Source organism: Hymenobacter taeanensis, assembly GCF_013137895.1.
Taxonomy (GTDB): domain Bacteria; phylum Bacteroidota; class Bacteroidia; order Cytophagales; family Hymenobacteraceae; genus Hymenobacter; species Hymenobacter taeanensis.
Genome location: NZ_CP053538.1, coordinates 1,645,813 through 1,663,067, shown reverse-complemented (window position 1 = coordinate 1,663,067; position 17,255 = coordinate 1,645,813). Strand labels below are relative to the sequence as shown.

At 56.5% G+C, this 17,255-nt stretch carries 13 protein-coding genes; 10 read left to right on the top strand and 3 right to left on the bottom strand.

What is annotated here, in order from left to right; translation table 11 throughout:
- Positions 1–195 precede the first annotated feature (195 nt).
- A complete protein-coding gene (locus HMJ29_RS07115; protein ID WP_171590827.1) occupies positions 196–456 on the bottom strand; it encodes a hypothetical protein in 261 nt (86 codons plus the stop codon).
- A gap of 180 nt (positions 457–636) precedes the next feature.
- Here HMJ29_RS07115 and fumC point away from each other — a divergent pair, with 180 nt between their 5' ends.
- From fumC to HMJ29_RS07075, 8 genes are all read left to right on the top strand, one after another.
- Positions 637–2,043, top strand: a complete 1,407-nt coding sequence (fumC, locus tag HMJ29_RS07110) for a class II fumarate hydratase (protein WP_171590826.1) — start codon at positions 637–639, stop codon at positions 2,041–2,043.
- A gap of 77 nt (positions 2,044–2,120) precedes the next feature.
- Positions 2,121–3,194: a DHH family phosphoesterase gene (locus HMJ29_RS07105; protein WP_171590825.1), complete on the top strand. Its 1,074-nt coding sequence runs from the start codon at positions 2,121–2,123 to the stop codon at positions 3,192–3,194.
- Positions 3,195–3,295: 101 nt separating this feature from the next.
- Complete coding sequence (locus HMJ29_RS07100; RefSeq protein ID WP_171590824.1) at positions 3,296–3,892, top strand: GNAT family N-acetyltransferase; 597 nt, start codon at positions 3,296–3,298, stop codon at positions 3,890–3,892.
- Complete coding sequence (locus tag HMJ29_RS07095; protein ID WP_253805669.1) at positions 3,885–4,277, top strand: diacylglycerol kinase family protein; 393 nt, start codon at positions 3,885–3,887, stop codon at positions 4,275–4,277. Before HMJ29_RS07100 ends, HMJ29_RS07095 begins: the two co-directional genes overlap by 8 nt.
- A 119-nt stretch (positions 4,278–4,396) precedes the next feature.
- The gene (locus tag HMJ29_RS20450; protein WP_244678859.1) at positions 4,397–4,873 is read left to right on the top strand and encodes a DUF6970 domain-containing protein; all 477 of its coding nucleotides are present in this window, start codon (positions 4,397–4,399) and stop codon (positions 4,871–4,873) included.
- An 86-nt stretch (positions 4,874–4,959) separates the two neighbouring features.
- Positions 4,960–5,463, top strand: a complete 504-nt coding sequence (locus HMJ29_RS07085) for a DinB family protein (RefSeq protein ID WP_171590823.1) — start codon at positions 4,960–4,962, stop codon at positions 5,461–5,463.
- Positions 5,464–5,573: 110 nt separating this feature from the next.
- On the top strand, positions 5,574–6,197 hold the full coding sequence (locus HMJ29_RS07080; RefSeq protein WP_171590822.1) for a thioredoxin family protein: 624 nt from the start codon (positions 5,574–5,576) through the stop codon (positions 6,195–6,197).
- Between the two features lie 668 nt (positions 6,198–6,865).
- Complete coding sequence (locus HMJ29_RS07075; protein WP_317241059.1) at positions 6,866–10,339, top strand: Ig-like domain-containing protein; 3,474 nt, start codon at positions 6,866–6,868, stop codon at positions 10,337–10,339.
- Positions 10,340–10,446: 107 nt separating this feature from the next.
- Here HMJ29_RS07075 and HMJ29_RS07070 read toward each other — a convergent pair whose 3' ends face one another.
- Both HMJ29_RS07070 and HMJ29_RS07065 read right to left on the bottom strand, forming a co-directional pair.
- Positions 10,447–11,289, bottom strand: a complete 843-nt coding sequence (locus HMJ29_RS07070) for a DUF4382 domain-containing protein (RefSeq protein ID WP_171590820.1) — start codon at positions 11,287–11,289, stop codon at positions 10,447–10,449.
- Positions 11,290–11,410: 121 nt separating this feature from the next.
- The gene (locus tag HMJ29_RS07065) at positions 11,411–14,491 is read right to left on the bottom strand and encodes an AsmA family protein (RefSeq protein ID WP_171590819.1); all 3,081 of its coding nucleotides are present in this window, start codon (positions 14,489–14,491) and stop codon (positions 11,411–11,413) included.
- A 338-nt stretch (positions 14,492–14,829) separates the two neighbouring features.
- Here HMJ29_RS07065 and HMJ29_RS07060 point away from each other — a divergent pair, with 338 nt between their 5' ends.
- Positions 14,830–15,879: a PorP/SprF family type IX secretion system membrane protein gene (locus HMJ29_RS07060; protein WP_171590818.1), complete on the top strand. Its 1,050-nt coding sequence runs from the start codon at positions 14,830–14,832 to the stop codon at positions 15,877–15,879.
- 67 nt (positions 15,880–15,946) lie between these two features.
- Positions 15,947–17,203: an SUMF1/EgtB/PvdO family nonheme iron enzyme gene (locus HMJ29_RS07055; protein WP_171590817.1), complete on the top strand. Its 1,257-nt coding sequence runs from the start codon at positions 15,947–15,949 to the stop codon at positions 17,201–17,203.
- Positions 17,204–17,255 lie beyond the last annotated feature (52 nt).

The window sequence follows — 17,255 nt, the reverse complement described above, 5'->3', positions numbered from 1 at the left end:
CTAGCGTGCGTCATTGCGAGCAGCGCGAAGCAATCCTACCTTATCCTTCTACAATCTCTGACCTATTCAAAAGCCCTTACTACCACACGGTAGTAAGGGCTTTTCATTTCTCTAAGGCTTTTAACTGCGTAAAGGAAGGATTGCTTCGCGCTGCTCGCAATGACACGAGGCTCTAGGCCACTTCACAAGTTCACCTTATCCGCTGTAGCCGCCGCCGCTTTCGGGTTCGGTGGCGCTGCCGCCGGCTTTGTCGGGGGTGGGCAGGTCGGGCTCAGTTTTTACGTCGATGTGGCTATAGTCGGGGGCGCCATTGCCGGCTACGGGCACGGGTGGCTCGTCGTCAGAAGCTGACAAATCACCGGCCTCAGGGTTGGTGGTGGCAATGGGCTGGGCCGTGGTGGGCTTATCGGGCTGGGCCGACAGGGCGTCGGACTCGTCTTCGAAGGTCTTTTTCATGGAAAGGAATTTCTGGTTAACTGCTGGCTATACGGCAGACGGTGGGCGGGCGGCTAGGCCAGTACCCCGCAGAATTTTGGGGTGGCGGTGGCGCACGGAGCGCGGTTGTGTACTTTTGCGCCGTGCCGGCTTGCGGCGCGCTTTCTTGTCACCTTACTTTCTTCTCACCCAACTAGAAGCATGGCTCAGTTCCGCACCGAGAAAGATACCATGGGCACCGTACAGGTTCCCGCCGACGCCTACTACGGCGCCCAAACCCAGCGTTCCATCGATAACTTCCAGATTGCCCAGGACATCAACCGGATGCCCAAGGAAATCATCCGCGCCTTCGCTTACCTCAAGAAAGCCGCCGCCCTCACCAACCGCGACGCTGGCATCTTGGACGCCGAAAAGGCCACGCTGATTGGCCGCGTGTGCGATGAAATTCTGGAAGGCAAGCTCGATAAGGAGTTTCCGCTGGTGGTATGGCAAACTGGCTCGGGCACCCAGAGCAACATGAACGTAAACGAGGTGGTGGCCTACCGCGGCCACGTGCTCAACGGCGGCCAGCTCTCCGACGAGAAGAAGTTTCTGGCACCCAACGACGACGTAAATAAGTCGCAAAGCTCCAACGACACCTTCCCGACGGCCATGCACATTGCCGCCTATAAGATTCTGGTGGAGGTAACTATTCCTGGCATTGAGAAGCTGCGCGACACGCTGAAGGCGAAGAGCGAGCAGTTTATGCACATCGTGAAAATTGGTCGCACCCACCTCATGGACGCCACGCCCCTGACCGTCGGCCAGGAGTTTTCGGGCTACGTGTCGCAGCTCGACCACGGCCTGCGCGCCATCAAGAACACCCTGGCGCACCTCTCCGAGCTGGCCCTGGGCGGCACTGCCGTAGGTACCGGCATCAACACACCCGCTGGCTACTCTGAGAATGTGGCCAAGCACATTGCCGACCTGACCGGCCTACCGTTCATTACGGCTGAAAACAAGTTTGAGGCCCTGGCCGCCCACGATGCCATTGTGGAAGCCCACGGCGCCCTCAAGACGGTAGCGGCCTCGCTGATGAAAATCGGCAATGATATCCGGCTGCTGGCTTCGGGCCCGCGTGCGGGTATTGGTGAGTTGCACATCCCCGACAACGAGCCCGGCTCCAGCATTATGCCCGGCAAAGTAAACCCCACCCAGTGCGAAGCCATGACCATGGTAGCCGCGCAGGTAATGGGCAACGACGTAGCCATCAACATCGGCGGCATGAACGGCCACTTCGAGCTGAACGTGTTCAAGCCCGTGATGATCTACAACTTCCTGCACTCCGCCCGCCTCATCGGCGACGTGTGCGTGTCGTTCAACGACAAGTGCGCGGTGGGTATCGAGCCGCTGGAGGCCAACATCAAAAAGCACGTCGACTCGTCGTTGATGCTGGTAACGGCTCTCAACCCCCACATCGGTTATTACAAAGCCGCCGAAATTGCCCAGACGGCCCACAAAAACGGCTCAACCCTGAAGGAAACTGCTCTCCAGCTCGGCTACCTCACCGAGGAGCAGTTCAACGAGTGGCTGAAGCCCGAAGATATGGTAGGCGAAATCAAGAAGTAAGCTAGGCCAGGATACAACCTCCACAGCGTAGTTTACGAACAACGGGCAGCCTGCTACCATGCGGGCTGCCCGTTTTCATGCCCGCTTTTCCGCAGTTTGTGGCGCCCTTCCGGGCCTTTCTTGATCAGGTGCCGGAGGGCGGCCGGTTGGTAGTATTCTGCCATTTTGATGCCGATGGGCTGGCAGCCGGGGCGTTATTCGGGCGCGGCCTGAACCGTATCAACCCAAGCTGGCAGGTAGAGGTAGTGCCGTCGGGCAAGGGCGAAAACGCCTTCCTAACCCCCGGCGCCCACGAGCGGCTGCTGGCCCTGAAGCCCGATGCGCTAATTGTCACGGACCTGGGCGTGCACGCGCACGGCACGTTAGAGGCCGCGGGCATCCCGGTGCTGTACGTCGACCACCACATTCCCGAAGGCATGCCCCCGGTGGGCGGCACCGTGCTAACCGGGTATGGCCTGGAGCCGGTGCCGTGTTCGGCGTGGCTGGCCTACGAGCTGCTGGCCGCCGAAACCAACGTGACCGATCTGCAGTGGGTGGCCGCTATTGGCGTATTATCAGACTTAGGCGATTCTGCCGACTGGGCTCCGCTACCCGCCGTGAAAAAGCAGCACACCGCCAAGTGGCTAAAGGAGGCCGTGGCCATGTGCAATGCTGCCCGCCGGGCCGGCGAGTTTAACCTGGAGCTCCCCCTGCGCTACCTCCTGCAAGATGACAACCCTCGCGGCCTGGCTCAGGATGAGCGCCTGGGCCAGTACCGGGCCGAAGTAGCCGCCGAGTTAGCCGCAGCCCGCAAGCTCCCACCCAAATTTCCGCCTAAAGATGCGCCACACGCCGCACCCGTGGCCGTGGTTTCCATCAACTCGCCCTGCCAGATTCACCCGCTTATTGCCCAGCAGTGGATTGGGCGCCTCTCTGACCGCGTAGTACTCTGCGCCAACCGCGGCTATCTGCAGCCCGGTATGGTGGCTATATCGGGGCGCACGGCCAGCCGGGAGCTGCATATTCCCGATCTGTTGCGCGCCGCGTTTGCTCAGCAAGGAGCTACTCCGCCCGCAAACTTCGCTCATGGTCATCCGCAGGCCAGCGGCGGCCACCTCTCCGAAGCCGACTTTAGCGTGCTGCTGCGCGGCCTGGGCTTTGCGGAGGCATAAGCTGCAACCAGGGTTTAGCCGCTCCAGGTACCCGCTGGGCACCGGCTGCTTTTTCCTTTTTTCGGCATCTTTGCGCATCCTTCCCCTCCCACCTGCTCCTCATGGATTTTGCTCGTTGCATTACGCTGGAAAACAGCCGCGTCCGTCTTCGCCCGCTTGAGTTAACCGACTTCGAAGACCTCAAAGCCATTGCCTTTGATAAAGATGTGTGGCGCTACCTGACCACCCCCATGCCGCAAAACAGCGTGGAGCTGGCCGCCTACCTCACCCAGGCCGTGCGCGACCGGGAAGCCGGCAAGCGCTACCCTTTCGCCATTATTGATAAGGAAAGCGGCCGCGTAGTGGGCAGCACCAGCTACGGCAACTTAGCCCTGGAAGACAAACGGCTGGAAATCGGCTGGACGTGGCTGGGCGCGGAGTACCAGCGCACGGGCATCAATCGGGCCGCCAAGCACCTGCTGCTGAAATATGCCTTCGGCGAGCTGGGCTGCGAGCGGGTAGAGCTCAAGACCGATGCCCGCAACTGGAGGTCACGGGAGGCCATGCGCCGGATGGGGGCCACCGAAGAGGGCACGTTGCGCAGCCACTGCCTCACGCAGGGTGGCCTACGCCGCGACTCCGTGTACTTCAGCATCCTGAAGCCTGAGTGGGACGAGCTCTGCCACACTGTGTTTCAGCAATTTGAAGCCCGTGGATAACCAGCCTACCCCCCGCCCCGGCATGGTACGCCGCCGGGTGGCCAGCTTCGGCTATGCCTTTCAGGGGGTATGGTCGGCGCTGAAGACGGAGGTGCACCTGCAGTTTCATGCGGCCGCTACCGTTGTTGTACTAGGCCTAGGCCTGTACCTGGGCTTAGCGCGCTGGGAGTGGGTGGCCGTAGTGGTGGCTATTGGGGCCGTGTGGAGCGCCGAGCTGGTGAATACGGCCGTTGAAACCCTCGTAAACCTGGTGTCGCCGGGGTACCACCCGTTGGCGGGGCGCGCCAAGGACGTAGCAGCCGGGGCCGTGCTGGTAATGGCCGTGGCGGCGCTGGCCGTGGGGCTGCTGATATTTGGGCCAAAACTCTGGGCGTTACTGGCCTAGCGGGTGAGGCAGGGCCCGGCGGTGCAACAACCTCGGCCGGAGGCTCGCGTAACAAGAGTTTGTGTGCATCTTTGCCGCCCGATTTGGGTGCATCGCTTTCTGTCACCTGCTACTCTCTCATGATGCGCTTCCCAGTACTACTTACGGCTGCTTCTTTTGCCCTGCTGCTTGGCTGCCCAGCCTGCCAGCGCAATGTGGCCGTTACCACGCCCACCGATGCCCCCCAAACCGGCAACGTGAACGGGGTTTCCTCTACGCCGGCTCCTACCAGTGCCAATACCATTGAGCCCACGCCGCAGCCCGATGCTACCTTCGATGACCGCAAACGCCCCCAGTGGCTCAACGACCGGATTCAGCACCACCTCAACGAGAAAAAGCAGAACCCGCCCGTGCAAATCATGAGCTACCAGTACAACGGCGGCTTGGTGTATTATGAAACGGTGGGCTGCTGTGACCAGTACACTACCCTCTATTCATCGGCCGGTAAGGTGCTCTGCCACCCCGATGGCGGCCTCACCGGACGTGGCGACGGGCAGTGCCCCGATTTCGCTAAAACCCGCACCGAAGAACGTTTGGTCTGGCAAGACCCCCGCTGACAGTAAAGGGGTAATGAAGTGATGAGTGACAGCGCTTCACACTTCCTTGCCTCGCCACTTCATTACCCAACACCATCTTTCTTATTATGATTAACACCAATGAAAAGCTGGGGGCCTATAACGTGTGGGCCAACGAAACCCTGCTGCGTCACCTGGATGGCCTGGTGGCTGGTGGGGCTACCATTCCGGCCGGTGCCCTACGCTTGTTCAGCCACGTACTCAATGCTCAGGCTATCTGGCTGGGCCGCCTTACCAATACCCCCAGCCCCGTGAAAGTGTGGCAGGAGCACGACCTGGCTACGCTGCACCACTGGCACGAGCAAACTTCCGAGCGCTTCCACCAGTACGGCATTGCCGCCGACGATGCCGAGCTGCAGCGCCTGATTACCTATACCAACTCCATTGGAGAGGGCTATACCAGCCAGGTATCAGATATCTTGACTCACGTACCCGTGCACGCCAACTACCACCGTGCCCAAGTAGCCCGGGAACTGCGCCTGAATGGCCTGGAGCCCATCAACACCGACTTCATCACCTATTGCCGGGAGCTGTCGGCGAAGGCTGCCACTGCCGACGTGCCCAGCCTCTAGCAGTACCGTCTCGTACTGGCCTAGCCAGCTGCAAATCCCTTTTTGGTTGGCCGTTGCCACCGAAAAGGGATTTTCGTTGTTATACGGTCTGTCACTACCAGATGTACCTCATGTCTACTAACACCTCCCTAACCCCGGTTCTCACGCCGGAGCACTTGGCTACGGCGTATTCATATGGCCGCTACCGCAAGCTCATTGATGAGCTCCAAGCCGAAGGCAAAACCACGGGCCCGCAGCAGTCAGAAGCGCTAAGCCACTACACGCACTTAAATGTGCAGCGCATGCAGCGCCTCGATAAAACCACGCAGCTACTGCCAGAACTCCGCGAGGCAGTGCAAAACTTAAAGCAATCATACGCCTGGCTCATCCTGACGGAAGGCTGGTGCGGCGACGCCGCTCAGATTGTGCCGGTGCTGGAAGCTGTAGCGCAAGCCAGCCATGGGCGCTTCACCACGCATTACTTCCTGCGCGATGAAAACCTGGCCCTGATGGACCGTTACCTTACCAACGGGGGGCGCTCCATCCCGAAGCTAGTGGTATTGCGGGCCGATACGCTGGTAGAAGTGGCGCAGTGGGGCCCACGCCCCGCTGATGCGCAACAGGTGTTTGTGGAAATGAAGGCGCAGGGTGTTACTAAGGAAGAGTTTGCCGAGAAGCTGCACGCGTGGTACGCCCGAGACAAAACCCAGGCTATTCAGCGTGAACTGCTGGCGCTTGTGCGCACTCTGGCATAACAGCGCTGAGATATTTAACGCAACTATATACTGCGCAGCCACACATACGTGGTAGCAAACGCATTTATTAAAGAATGAGGAGGTCTCGCCTTCAGCATGCTCCTACGAAAAAGCCCTGGCCATTTAGCCAGGGCTTTTTCGTAGGAGCATGCTGAAGGCGAACAACAAGGTGGATACAACCTATTCACGCTACAATAACTGAATGGCGGCCTCTCATTAATAAGCATGCAGATGAATAAGCCGCCCTAACAAGACAGTGTTTAAGCAAAATAGGCTGGTCTGGCAATAATATAGTGCAAAACAAAGCAATGCAGATAATAAAGTATAAAACCATTATGTTCATGGTTTACTGCTATTGTATGTAAATAGTTATAATTATAAAAACCATATATTATAGATAAAATTATATTTCCACTTATGGGATTTTTGCAGCGTGTTTGTTCAATTGGACTTTATATGTCTAAGAAAATATAATAGTATAATTTAAATCATTTTTTTTGATGAATCAGGAAAAACAGCGGAATTATAATAGAATGTTGAGTTAAATCAGCTATACGATAGCTTTCTTTAAAAAGTTACATATCCAAGTGTTAAATTCGGATAAATACTTAAATCTGCCTGTAATGAGGTAGAAACCAGACTACTTATTCACTTTTAGATTTCCCAATATGAAAAAGATTTTACGCCTATCCTCTTATTACAGAGGCTCGTTGGGCCCAAAGTGGGCGAGTAAGGCAGCCTGCTTGGTTGGGCTTATGATAGGGGCACCTGCTGTGGCCTGGGCCGCGGCCCCAGTAGCCGTAAACGACGCTGCTACTGTTTCAATCAATGCTAGCTCCGCTACCATCACTATATTAACTAATGATACAAGGGGAGGACTTCAAACTGCCAATGATGCAACAGACCCTGCTACCGTTCAGCTGATTGGTGCAACTACCAGTGGCAAAAACTCTATTCCGGGCAGCAACGGGGGAACATTCTCTGTAAATTCCAGTGGCATCGTAACCTTTACTATGCCTACCAACCCTAAGCCCGGTACCGCCTTCCAAACAACTATAAAGTATACTGTAAGGGATGTTGACGGCGGAGCTCTTGATTTAGAGGGAAGCAGAACATCCAACGAAGCTACCATTACAGTAACCGTCAGCATTCCGCCTGCTGCCAACAATGTACGGACGGCAGCTATGCTGAGCAGTGCGGCTAAAACAGCTATTTCGCCATTGTCGGCTACTCCGGCCACGGGTAATACCATTATTACATATACCCTGAAAAGCCTGCCGAGCAGTGGCAAGCTTTTTCTGAATACCACTGAAATTACCGCGGCCCGGGCCTTCACCCCAGCTGAAGCAGGGCAATTGTTTTATACTCCTGCCGGCACTACTTCCGGGGAGTTCACCTTTGGGTACACAGCCACCAACAACGACGGGCTGGAGTCAGCTAACACGGCTACGTATACCGTTCCGGTGGCTAACGTGCCGCCAGTAGCCGTCAATGACCCAATAAGAACAGTAGCGCGTAACCAAACGGCCACTATATCGGTGCTGTCTAACGACAAGGACTCTGACGGCACCATTGTTTCCAGCACGGTGGACCTTGACCCCAGCATGGTGGGTATCCAACAAACGCGTACGGTAGCAAACCAGGGCACCTTCACGGTGAACCCTCAGGGTATTGTAACTTTTGTGCCGGTAAACAACTACGCGGGTATCAGTACTATTACCTATACCGTGCAGGATAACTCCGGCATGGCTTCTAACGCCGCCTCTGTGCGGGTAGAAGTGGAAAACGTAACCACTGCCTACGACGACAGCAATGAGGTAGAGAAAAACACCAAGATTTTTGGCAACGTTATTCTCAATGATATTGATCCCAAAAACACGGGCTTTACCGTGACGCTGGCAACTAATCCTGTGCATGGCGCCTTGATCCTTAACCCGGATGGGTCGTACAACTATACTCCAAACACTGATTTCATTGGTACCGATAGCTTTGTGTATAGGGCCTGCGACAAAACGGGCACTCCCCAGTGCAGCAGCGCTACGGTATACCTAAATGTATACGACCCCGCAGTGCAGTGCGTAGCCGCTACGGGCCCCAACCTGCTAACCAACCCCAGCTTTACGGATGGTAACGTAGGGTTTAATACTAATTATGAGTACAAGGAAGATTTGCCGAATGTGGCCAATGAGTTAGTGCCTGAGACTACGTATGGCATTGGGCCCGACGCTAGCAAGTATCACAGCGCTTTCCGGGGCTACGGAAACGGGGGTAGTGAAACGGTCAACAACAACTTCATGTTAATCAATGCCACTTCATCTATCCGCACGCTTTATACCCAAACGTTTAAGGTGTTACCGAACCGGTATTATACTTTCTTAGCTCACTTCAACAACCTGCTACCCCCGGGCTCAAACAGCAAGGAGCCCGAGATTGGCTTTGTAATCAATGGCCGCTCTACTTCCGGCACTCTCATCATTAAAGAGTCGCCTGACTCATGGGTGAATTATTCCGACGTGTGGTACTCGGGTGACAACACCACGGCCACCTTTGAAATACGGAACCTGACGCTGGATGCCGGCGGCAACGACATCGGTATTGACGACCTGTATTTCGGTACCTGTAACGCCGTGCCGGTGGCTAATAACACAGCTGCCAGGGCCGTAGCCATGAATGCAGCAGCTACAGCCATCAATGGCATGGATGCTACTGACCCCGATGGTTCCATCGCATCCTACACCCTCAAGTCGCTGCCTACGGCGGGTACGCTGTATATGAATGGGGTGGCTGCTATTGTCGATAAGGCCTATACACCCGCTGAGAACGGACAGCTAACCTACATGCCCGCAGCCGGCCGCAGTGGCAACTTCACCTTCACGTTCCTGGCCACCGACAACACGGGCTCGCTCAGCAACGTGGCCACCTACACCATTCCGGTGGGTAACACCGCCCCGCTGGCCGAGAACGTGACCACAGACCCCGCCATCTCGAACACGGCCGGCGCCACCGCCATCAACCCGCTCAAGGCAACTGATGGCGACGGCACTATTGTAAAGTACGTTATCACCAGCGTACCTGCTGCTACGCACGGCACCCTGTATGTAAACGGAGCGCAGGTGAGCATACTGCCTCAGGATGTGCTGCCCAGCCAGTTAGCACAGCTCAGCTTTGATCCAACGGGCACGTACGCGGGTAACACGAGCTTCACGTACTACGCCCTCGACAACGACAACAACCAGTCGAACACGGCCATTTACACTATTCCAATCAGCAACGAACTGCCCATAGCCCAGAATAAGTCTACGAGTGGCATGCGCAACACGTGGGGTACTACGCCCCTGAGCGCCCTGGAGGCCACAGATGCCGATGGCACTATTGCCTCGTACACCGTGGCTACGCTGCCGGCTTCTGGTTCCCTGACGCTGAATGGGGTGTTGGTATCGGCTAATCAGACCATCCGGCCGGAGCAGGCCAGCGAGATGTCGTATACTCCTGCGAAGTCGGCAACGGGAAGCTACAACTTCACTTACTATGCCACCGATAACCTGGGTGGAGCTTCTAACATGGCCACGTATACTATTACCATTGGCGGGCCGCTGCCAGTAGAACTGACAGGCTTTGAGGCCAGAGCCGTAAGCAACAGCGCTCAACTGACCTGGAACACGGCTTCGGAGTTGCAAGACGACCGCTTCGAGGTGGAGCGTAGCTTCGGGGGTAAGGAGTTTACCGCCGTGGGCACTGTGAAAGGTAATGGCACAACCGCAAGCGGAGCCACGTACCGTTTCAATGACACCCACGTGGGGGCACTGGCACGCGGCCCGGTATACTACCGCCTCAAGCAGGTAGATACCAACGGCGAAGCAACATATAGCGCCATTCGTACGGTGGTCTTTAGCCAACTGCCAGCTACCATCAGTGTAGCACCCAACCCGGCTACTACTGAGGCTGCACTGGACCTGATGACATTGCCCGCAGGCTCGTATCAGGTAAGTGTATTCGACGCAACGGGCCGTGTAACGTACAGCGCCCAGCACACGGGAGGCCAGTCGGTAGCGCTGCCTGTGGGCACTTGGCCTAGCGGTATGTACCTGGTGGTAGTACGCGGTGCAGCCGGCACCCTCAGCCAGCGCCTCGTGAAGCAATAAGGCCGACACCCACCCGGCACAACAAAAAAGCCCTGACTATGTAGCCAGGGCTTTTTTGTTGTGCCGGGTCTATGGCTTGAGGTGGCCTAGGCCACCCTGCTTATGGGTTAGTTAAGGGAGGTCTGGCCCAAGTCGGTTACCTGGTCATTAGTAACGATGATGCCTGTGCGCGTAACTGCTTTGTAGGCAGGCTGATTAGTGGGGGCAGTAGCGCTGGGGAAGAACTGCACTTTATAGGTGCCGGAGGGTAGGCTGCTCAGCTGAAAAGCGCCAGAAGCATCGGCGGCGGTGCTGAACGTATCGGGCACCGTAATAGAGGAGCGGATGGCCAATACATGAGGCAGCGCTGCGGCTGGCGTTACAGTGCCGCGTAGGCCACCCTTAACAGCCTGGGCCACCACTCGCACCACGGGCTTCAGCACATAGCGCTCCTTGCGCTCATTGCCGGGTTTCCAGTTACCACGCTCCACAATTGACTTGGCCACGTCGAAGTCGAGCAGAAGCTGGAAGGTTTCCCGCTCGCGCAGGGTAGCTTTGTCTAGCTTGAGCTTTACGCCCGAGCTTTGGCCGCTGGGCGTTTTGAGGTCGTAACGCTGGCCGTCGCGGCCAATCACGTAGCTATCGGGACCCAGCAGCAACCGAATTTCCTTCAGGTCGCCGGGGGCAAAGTCGGTGTTAACCAGCAGCGCCGACTTGCCATTCACGTAATCCAGCACGTTGATGGCCTGGGCCTTGAAGGGCAGTAGCTGCCAGCCATCGGCAATAGCCTCATCCTTTAGGTGAACCTCAATCTGCTGCACATCCAGCACTACGCTCTGGTAGTCGCCGGGGGCATCCATGAGGCGCACTTCCAGCTTCGACGAGCCGGCGGAGTCGTTGTCTTTGCTGCAGCTAGTCAGGGCCAGGGGCAGGGCTAGTGTGGCGAGGGGGAGTAAGTGGGAGAGCTTCATAGGAGCGGAGAGTGTGAAAAAATAAATGCGAAACGGCCGGTACACTACGTGGTGTACCGGCCGTTTCGCTGCGCAATAAATTCGCCAAACTGCCCTAATGTGCCGGGGCGGCAACTTTACATCATCTTAATTTCATGCTATCGGGCTGGGCTGCTGGTGCGGGCTCTGCCGCCTTAGGGGTTTCTGCAGGTTTAGCGGGCTGGGTCTTGGGCTTGCCAAACAGAATGTTGTTCAGGCCTTGCTTAGCTTGGTTCTGAAGTTTGCTCTGAGCCTCCAAGCGCTTTTTGTCGAGCTCCAGCTTAGCCTTTTCGGCTAGCTCCTGCTGCTTGCGTTGTAGCTCGCGCTGGAGGCTGTCTTGGGCCACTTTGGCCTGAGCCTGCAGCTTGAGCTTGGCATCATCAACCTTCGCCTGCACAATGTTGCTTACCAAGTCTTTGGCCTGAGCTTTTACGCTGCCGGTTGTTAGTTTTACCTGTGGGTTGGTCACGGTGCCTCCAATGTTCAGGCCCAGGGTCACGCGGTCAGTACCCTGAAGGTTTTGCACGCCGGTCAGGCTGGTGAGCTTGCTGTTTAGCTGGCTGCCCAGCTTGCCGGTGGGCACATTCAGGGCTGTTACGTACTCTAGGCCACCCGTACTCACGTTGTTGGAGCCGCCCACCGTCATCTTGATTTGCCCCACGGTCAGGTCGAAGGGTTTCACCACGAAGTTGCCGTTGATGATTTCGGCGGCCACGTCCTTATTGTTCACCGCAAAGCTCTTGAGCTCCTGAAACTGCGTGAGGCTGCTGATCTTATTGAGCACCGCCGAGTTGGCCACTGCGGCCCGCACCACCTCAAACAGGCCTTTGCCGGTAAGTGTGCTGTACTTGGGCATCATATCGGGGCCCATTTCACCGCTCACGTTGAAGTTGGTAGAGAATACCCCCTCCAGGCTGCTGACCAGCGGCACCAGCGTTTTAATAGAGTTGAATGCCTGAAAAGCGTTTTGAAAGTTCAGGTTCTGAATCTTCAGGCCCAGGTCAAACTTAGGGTGCGCCAGGTTCTGGCTACTGTAGCTACCATTAGTGGCAAAGGAGCCCCCCAGCGTATTGAAGGTCAGGTTGTTTAGCGTAGCTACTTGGTTGCGCACCGTCACGGTGCCTTTCACGTTGTCGAGCTTCAGGTTGTCGTAGAGTACCTGGCCTACGGTGGTGTTCAGCACCAGGTCAAACTCCTTTGGTATCTGCAGCACGCCCTCGGCCTTGGCGGGGGCCTTGCCGGCAGCGGTTACCGTAGGCTTAGCCGATACCTCGTCTACCATCCACTCGTTCATGTTGAAACGGTTGCTGTTCACGGAGAGTGTGCCGCGCAGGGGCTGGCCGGGCACAAAGAGGTACCCCATGTAGTTGGAGATAGTGCCCGAAGCGGCCACATCCGACGAGCCCAGGGAGCCGGTCATGTTCTGCAGCACAATTTTATCGTTGTTGAAGGTGGCTGTGGCCTGGGTCACCTTCATGCCCTGAGGCAGATCCTGGCTCTTATAGGTTACGTTTTGGGCCTTCACGGTGCCCGAGGCTACCACCGTCTGGTACCGGCCGGCCTCAATGTCGGCCATGTTGCCCTTGGCGGCAATATCACCGGTGAGGCGACCCGTAACGGTCATGCCTTCCAGCGGGAAGATCTTGGTAATCTTCGTCAGGTCAATTACGCCCTTCACATCGGTGTCAAAGCGCAGCTTATCCACGCCCTGAGTAGCCACGCGGCCCGCCAGTGGCTCGCCATCCAGTAGCATCCGGAACTGCGGAATGTCTACGCGGGTGTCGTTGAGCTGGCCGGTAGGGTTCGTGACGGTGCCGTTCAGGGTTAAGTTTTCGATGGGGGCCGGAAACTGCTTTGACTTCACGTAGCCATTGGTCAGGTTCATCTTGGCCTGCACTACGGGCATCTGTGTTTTAGAGTAGAGGCCCTTGGCAGTACCATCCACGAAGAGCTTGCCCCGCAAAAGCAAGTCCTGCACGGGGTACACCTTTGTCATCTCAGCTAGGTCCACGTTGGCTTTCACCCGGCCATCTACTTTCATGGGCTCTAGGCCATCAATAGCCACATTGCCATCCACGGGGTTAGTGCCCAGGTCGAGGTGGAACTGCTTCACGTTCACCTTCACATTATTAGTGAAGCCCGAAGGATTGTCCACGTTCATATCAACGTTGATGTTGCGGGCGGCCTGGGGCAGGTCGGGGTACTTGAACATGCCGTTCTTCACTTGCAGGTTCACGCCGTAGCCGGGCATCTTCAGGTCGTTCTGCACGCCTTTGAAGTAGCCATCAAAGGCCACCTTGCCCTCGGCCTTCATATCTTTAAACTGCTCATTATAGGCGCCGGGCACCAGGCTCAGGATGTTCTTGAAGTCGGTCTCCAGGGCCTTAAACGTCAGGTCATAGGTGATGTCGGTGGCGTTGGGCAGGCCTACGGTACCCTGGAAGGTGGCCGGAAAATCGTTGAGCTGCACTTTGTTGTCCTTGAAGGTGAACAGCATCTTTTCCAGGTTCATAGCCATGGTCACGTCGGCCGTCAGCTTTTTCTTACTGATATAGTCGGTGCCGTCATAGTTCATGGTGAACTGCTCAGCCGTGGTCTGGCTCACCATATCAAACACGTTGCTCTCAAAGTCGCCGGAGCCGGAGTGGTTCACGTGGCGGGCTTCCATGGCAAACGGAATGCTGCGGTCGTCGTAGCGCAGGTGGCCGTCGTTGATCTGCCAGCCTTTAATAGCCAGGTTCACGGCCGTAGTATCCTGGCCCTTAGATGCCGCCGCCGAGTCAGATACAAACACATCCCAGTTGGCGCGCCCACTCTTAAGTACTCGTAAACTGATATCAGGCTGCTCCAGGGTTACATTCTTAATCTTGATCTGGTCGCCGCTGATTACACTCATCAGGTCCAAGCCCACATCGAGGCGGGGTAGGTAGGCCAGGGTATCACGCGAGAAAGAATCCTGCCCGATGATGCGGAGCTGGTCGAGCCGCAGGGAGAGGTCGGGGAACGTGCTGAGCAGCGTTACGTCCACGTTGCCGGGGTCGTACTGCACCTTGGCCTTCACGCGCTGGGCCAGCTGCTGGTCGAAGGCCTGCCTGATTTTGTCTTTGAAAAGGAAAGGGGCAGCGGCCAACGCTGCCACCACCACCACCACAAAAATCAGGAGGCCAAGAAAAAACTTACGCATATAGATAGAAAGGAAGGAGACGATAAGAGGCCTGGGAAGCCACTGCAAAGGATGGGCCGCATGTGGCCTACGCGGCAACAAGTAAACGACAATCGTTGACTGCTGAGGTTACCGAACGTTTAACAGAGGTAAAAACATCTATTCTCGTTGCACCCCGGCCGCCGCAAAAATAGTCTAATACCGTACTGGCCTAGGCCACTGCAACAAACTCAGTGTACTCGGTAAGCCTTAAAAGAATAGCTCTGTGCTAATAAAGATGAAAGAATTGGGCATTTTAGTTCCGCAAAGCGGCCCGGTGGCTGTACCAAAGCGCTGCTTTGGGCGTTAGAGTTTTCCGTATGCGGCCTTATCTGCTACCTTCCATTTGCTGTTCTGCCTTCCGTCGGCTCCTGGCTCTGGCCTTGGCGAGCATAGGGCTGAGCCACACCGCTCAGGCTCAGGATCTATACTTTGCGCAGCCCTACGCCACGCGCATGTATCAGAACCCGGCGTATGCGGGCCTGCTCGACGACTACAGCGTCACGCTCAGTTACCGCAACCAGTTTCCTACCCTGGCTGGTACCTTCCAAACCAGCCAGCTAGCCGCCGATTACCGCCTCCGCGACCAGCGCAGCGCCGTAGGCCTGTTGGTGAATTACGACCGCACCGGTGGCATTGGCTATACCCGGTTTCAGGCGGGTGGCGTGTATGCCTACCATGCCCGCCTCACCGAGCAGTTAAGTGTGAGCGGTGGCGCTTCAGTGAGCTATGGCCTGCAGCGCGTGAGCTACGGCAACCTGGTATTCGGCGACCAGCTTTCCGATGATGGCATGATCCGCGACCAAACCCTGGAGGTTGTAGATTACAAACCAGTGCACTACTTCACGGCCGGAGTAGGGGGCCTACTCTACACCGATAGGTTTTGGGTGGGAGCCTCCGCACACCACATCAACCAGCCCGATTTAGGCTTCGTGACCCAGACGCAGCTACCGTTGCGCTTAAATTTTCAGGCTGGCTATAAATACTATTTTCTCAAGACCAGCGTTAAGCAACAGTTCCGTGAAATTAGCCTGTCGCCCACGGCTTCTTACACCCACCAGGGAGGGTCGCAGCGGGCAGAGGCGGGGCTGTATTTTACGGCAACCCCCATTACGCTGGGGGCAGTGTACCGGGGCATTCCGCTGCCGGGCTCACGTCATCCTCAGCAACTTGTAACGGCCATAGCGGGCCTGAGCGTTGGAGGTTTTCGGCTCGGGTATAGCTACGATGTGAGTTTAAGCCAGTTCAGTGCTGATTTAGGAGGGGCTCATGAAATTTCTTTGAGCCTTCGGGAGTTTGACTTGCTGGAAGCCGCATGGCGACGTTTAAAACGACGGAATTACCCGACAATTCCTTGTCCGGCGTTCTGAAAAGCCGTATCATTGCATCAACTTGCCTTATCTAAAACCTTTTCTCACAGGTAGTTTCAACTCAATCATGAATTTCTCCAAGTACCTGCGTTTTGCTGTAGTTGGCGCCTGCGCGCTGGCGGCTTGCAAAGGCGGTCCGCCCACAGCCCAGAAACCCGGTAAGTACAGCTCGACGACGGGCATTGAGTACAATACCGAGGAAGGTATGAAGGTAGCGGACTACCAAGGCATTCCGGATGGCCCCGGTCTGGTGTTTATCGAAGGTGGCCGTACGGTGCTGGGCTCCGCCGAAGAGGACGTAGCCATGACCCACGACAACCTCGAGCGTACCGTTACGCTGGCCTCGTTTTACATGGACGAAGCCGAGGTGGCCAACATCCACTGGCTCGAGTATCTGCACTTTGTGCGGAAAGACTCAGCGGAAGAGTTCTACCTGTCGGCGTTGCCTGACACCACGGTGTGGGCGCGTGAGCTGTCTTTCAATGACCCCTACGTAGACTATTACCTGCGTTACCCCGGCTTCCGCTACTTCCCCGTAGTGGGCGTAAGCTGGCTGCAGGCCAACGACTATTGCACTTGGCGTACTGCTAAGGTAAACGAGCGTCTGGCTGGCGAAGGCGACAGCGGTGGCAGCAGTGGTGGCGGTGGCCTGTTCAAACGTAGGAAGAAGGATGATGCCGGCGCAGCTGCCGAAGGCACTTCGGAAGACGGTGGCAAAGGCAAAATCGCCATTGAAAATGGTAACACGCTGCCCAACTACCGCCTGCCCACCGAGGCAGAGTGGGAGTACGCTGCGCAGTCGTTGATCGGTACCCAGGAAACTGGCAACGAAAACCAGGAGAACAAGCGCATCTACCCATGGGATGGCCGCCAGGTGCGGAACTCCTACGGCAAGAAGATGGGCCAGTTCTTGGCTAACTTCAAGCGTGGCCGCGGTGACTATGCCGGTATCGCTGGCTCGCTCAACGACGGCGCCATGATCACGGAGTACGTGTACGCCTACCCACCGAACGACTACGGCCTGTATAACATGGCTGGCAACGTAAACGAATGGGTACAGGACATCTACCGTCCGCTGTCGTTTGAAGATGTAGAAGACCTGAACCCCTTCCGTCGTAACGGCTTCCTCGATCCTTCGGAGAAGTACGATAAGAAAGGCTACCAGTCGCTCATCGATGACCACGTACGCGTGTACAAAGGCGGTTCGTGGCGCGATGTGGCCTACTGGCTCTCGCCCGGTACGCGCCGCTTCATGGCCGAAGATTCAGCTACGGCTACCATTGGTTTCCGTTGCGCCATGATCAACGCCGGTTCCAATAAGTAAGAATCACGGATTTCACGGATTCGTTCTTGTCTTACAAACAACAAAGCCACCT

Coding starts and splice junctions, on each gene's coding strand:
- HMJ29_RS07115 (WP_171590827.1), bottom strand. CDS start 456: ATGAAAAAGACCTTCGAAGACGAGTCCGACGCCCTGTCGGCCCAGCCC.
- fumC (WP_171590826.1), top strand. CDS start 637: ATGGCTCAGTTCCGCACCGAGAAAGATACCATGGGCACCGTACAGGTT.
- HMJ29_RS07105 (WP_171590825.1), top strand. CDS start 2,121: ATGCCCGCTTTTCCGCAGTTTGTGGCGCCCTTCCGGGCCTTTCTTGAT.
- HMJ29_RS07100 (WP_171590824.1), top strand. CDS start 3,296: ATGGATTTTGCTCGTTGCATTACGCTGGAAAACAGCCGCGTCCGTCTT.
- HMJ29_RS20450 (WP_244678859.1), top strand. CDS start 4,397: ATGATGCGCTTCCCAGTACTACTTACGGCTGCTTCTTTTGCCCTGCTG.
- HMJ29_RS07085 (WP_171590823.1), top strand. CDS start 4,960: ATGATTAACACCAATGAAAAGCTGGGGGCCTATAACGTGTGGGCCAAC.
- HMJ29_RS07080 (WP_171590822.1), top strand. CDS start 5,574: ATGTCTACTAACACCTCCCTAACCCCGGTTCTCACGCCGGAGCACTTG.
- HMJ29_RS07075 (WP_317241059.1), top strand. CDS start 6,866: ATGAAAAAGATTTTACGCCTATCCTCTTATTACAGAGGCTCGTTGGGC.
- HMJ29_RS07070 (WP_171590820.1), bottom strand. CDS start 11,289: ATGAAGCTCTCCCACTTACTCCCCCTCGCCACACTAGCCCTGCCCCTG.
- HMJ29_RS07065 (WP_171590819.1), bottom strand. CDS start 14,491: ATGCGTAAGTTTTTTCTTGGCCTCCTGATTTTTGTGGTGGTGGTGGTG.
- HMJ29_RS07060 (WP_171590818.1), top strand. CDS start 14,830: ATGCGGCCTTATCTGCTACCTTCCATTTGCTGTTCTGCCTTCCGTCGG.
- HMJ29_RS07055 (WP_171590817.1), top strand. CDS start 15,947: ATGAATTTCTCCAAGTACCTGCGTTTTGCTGTAGTTGGCGCCTGCGCG.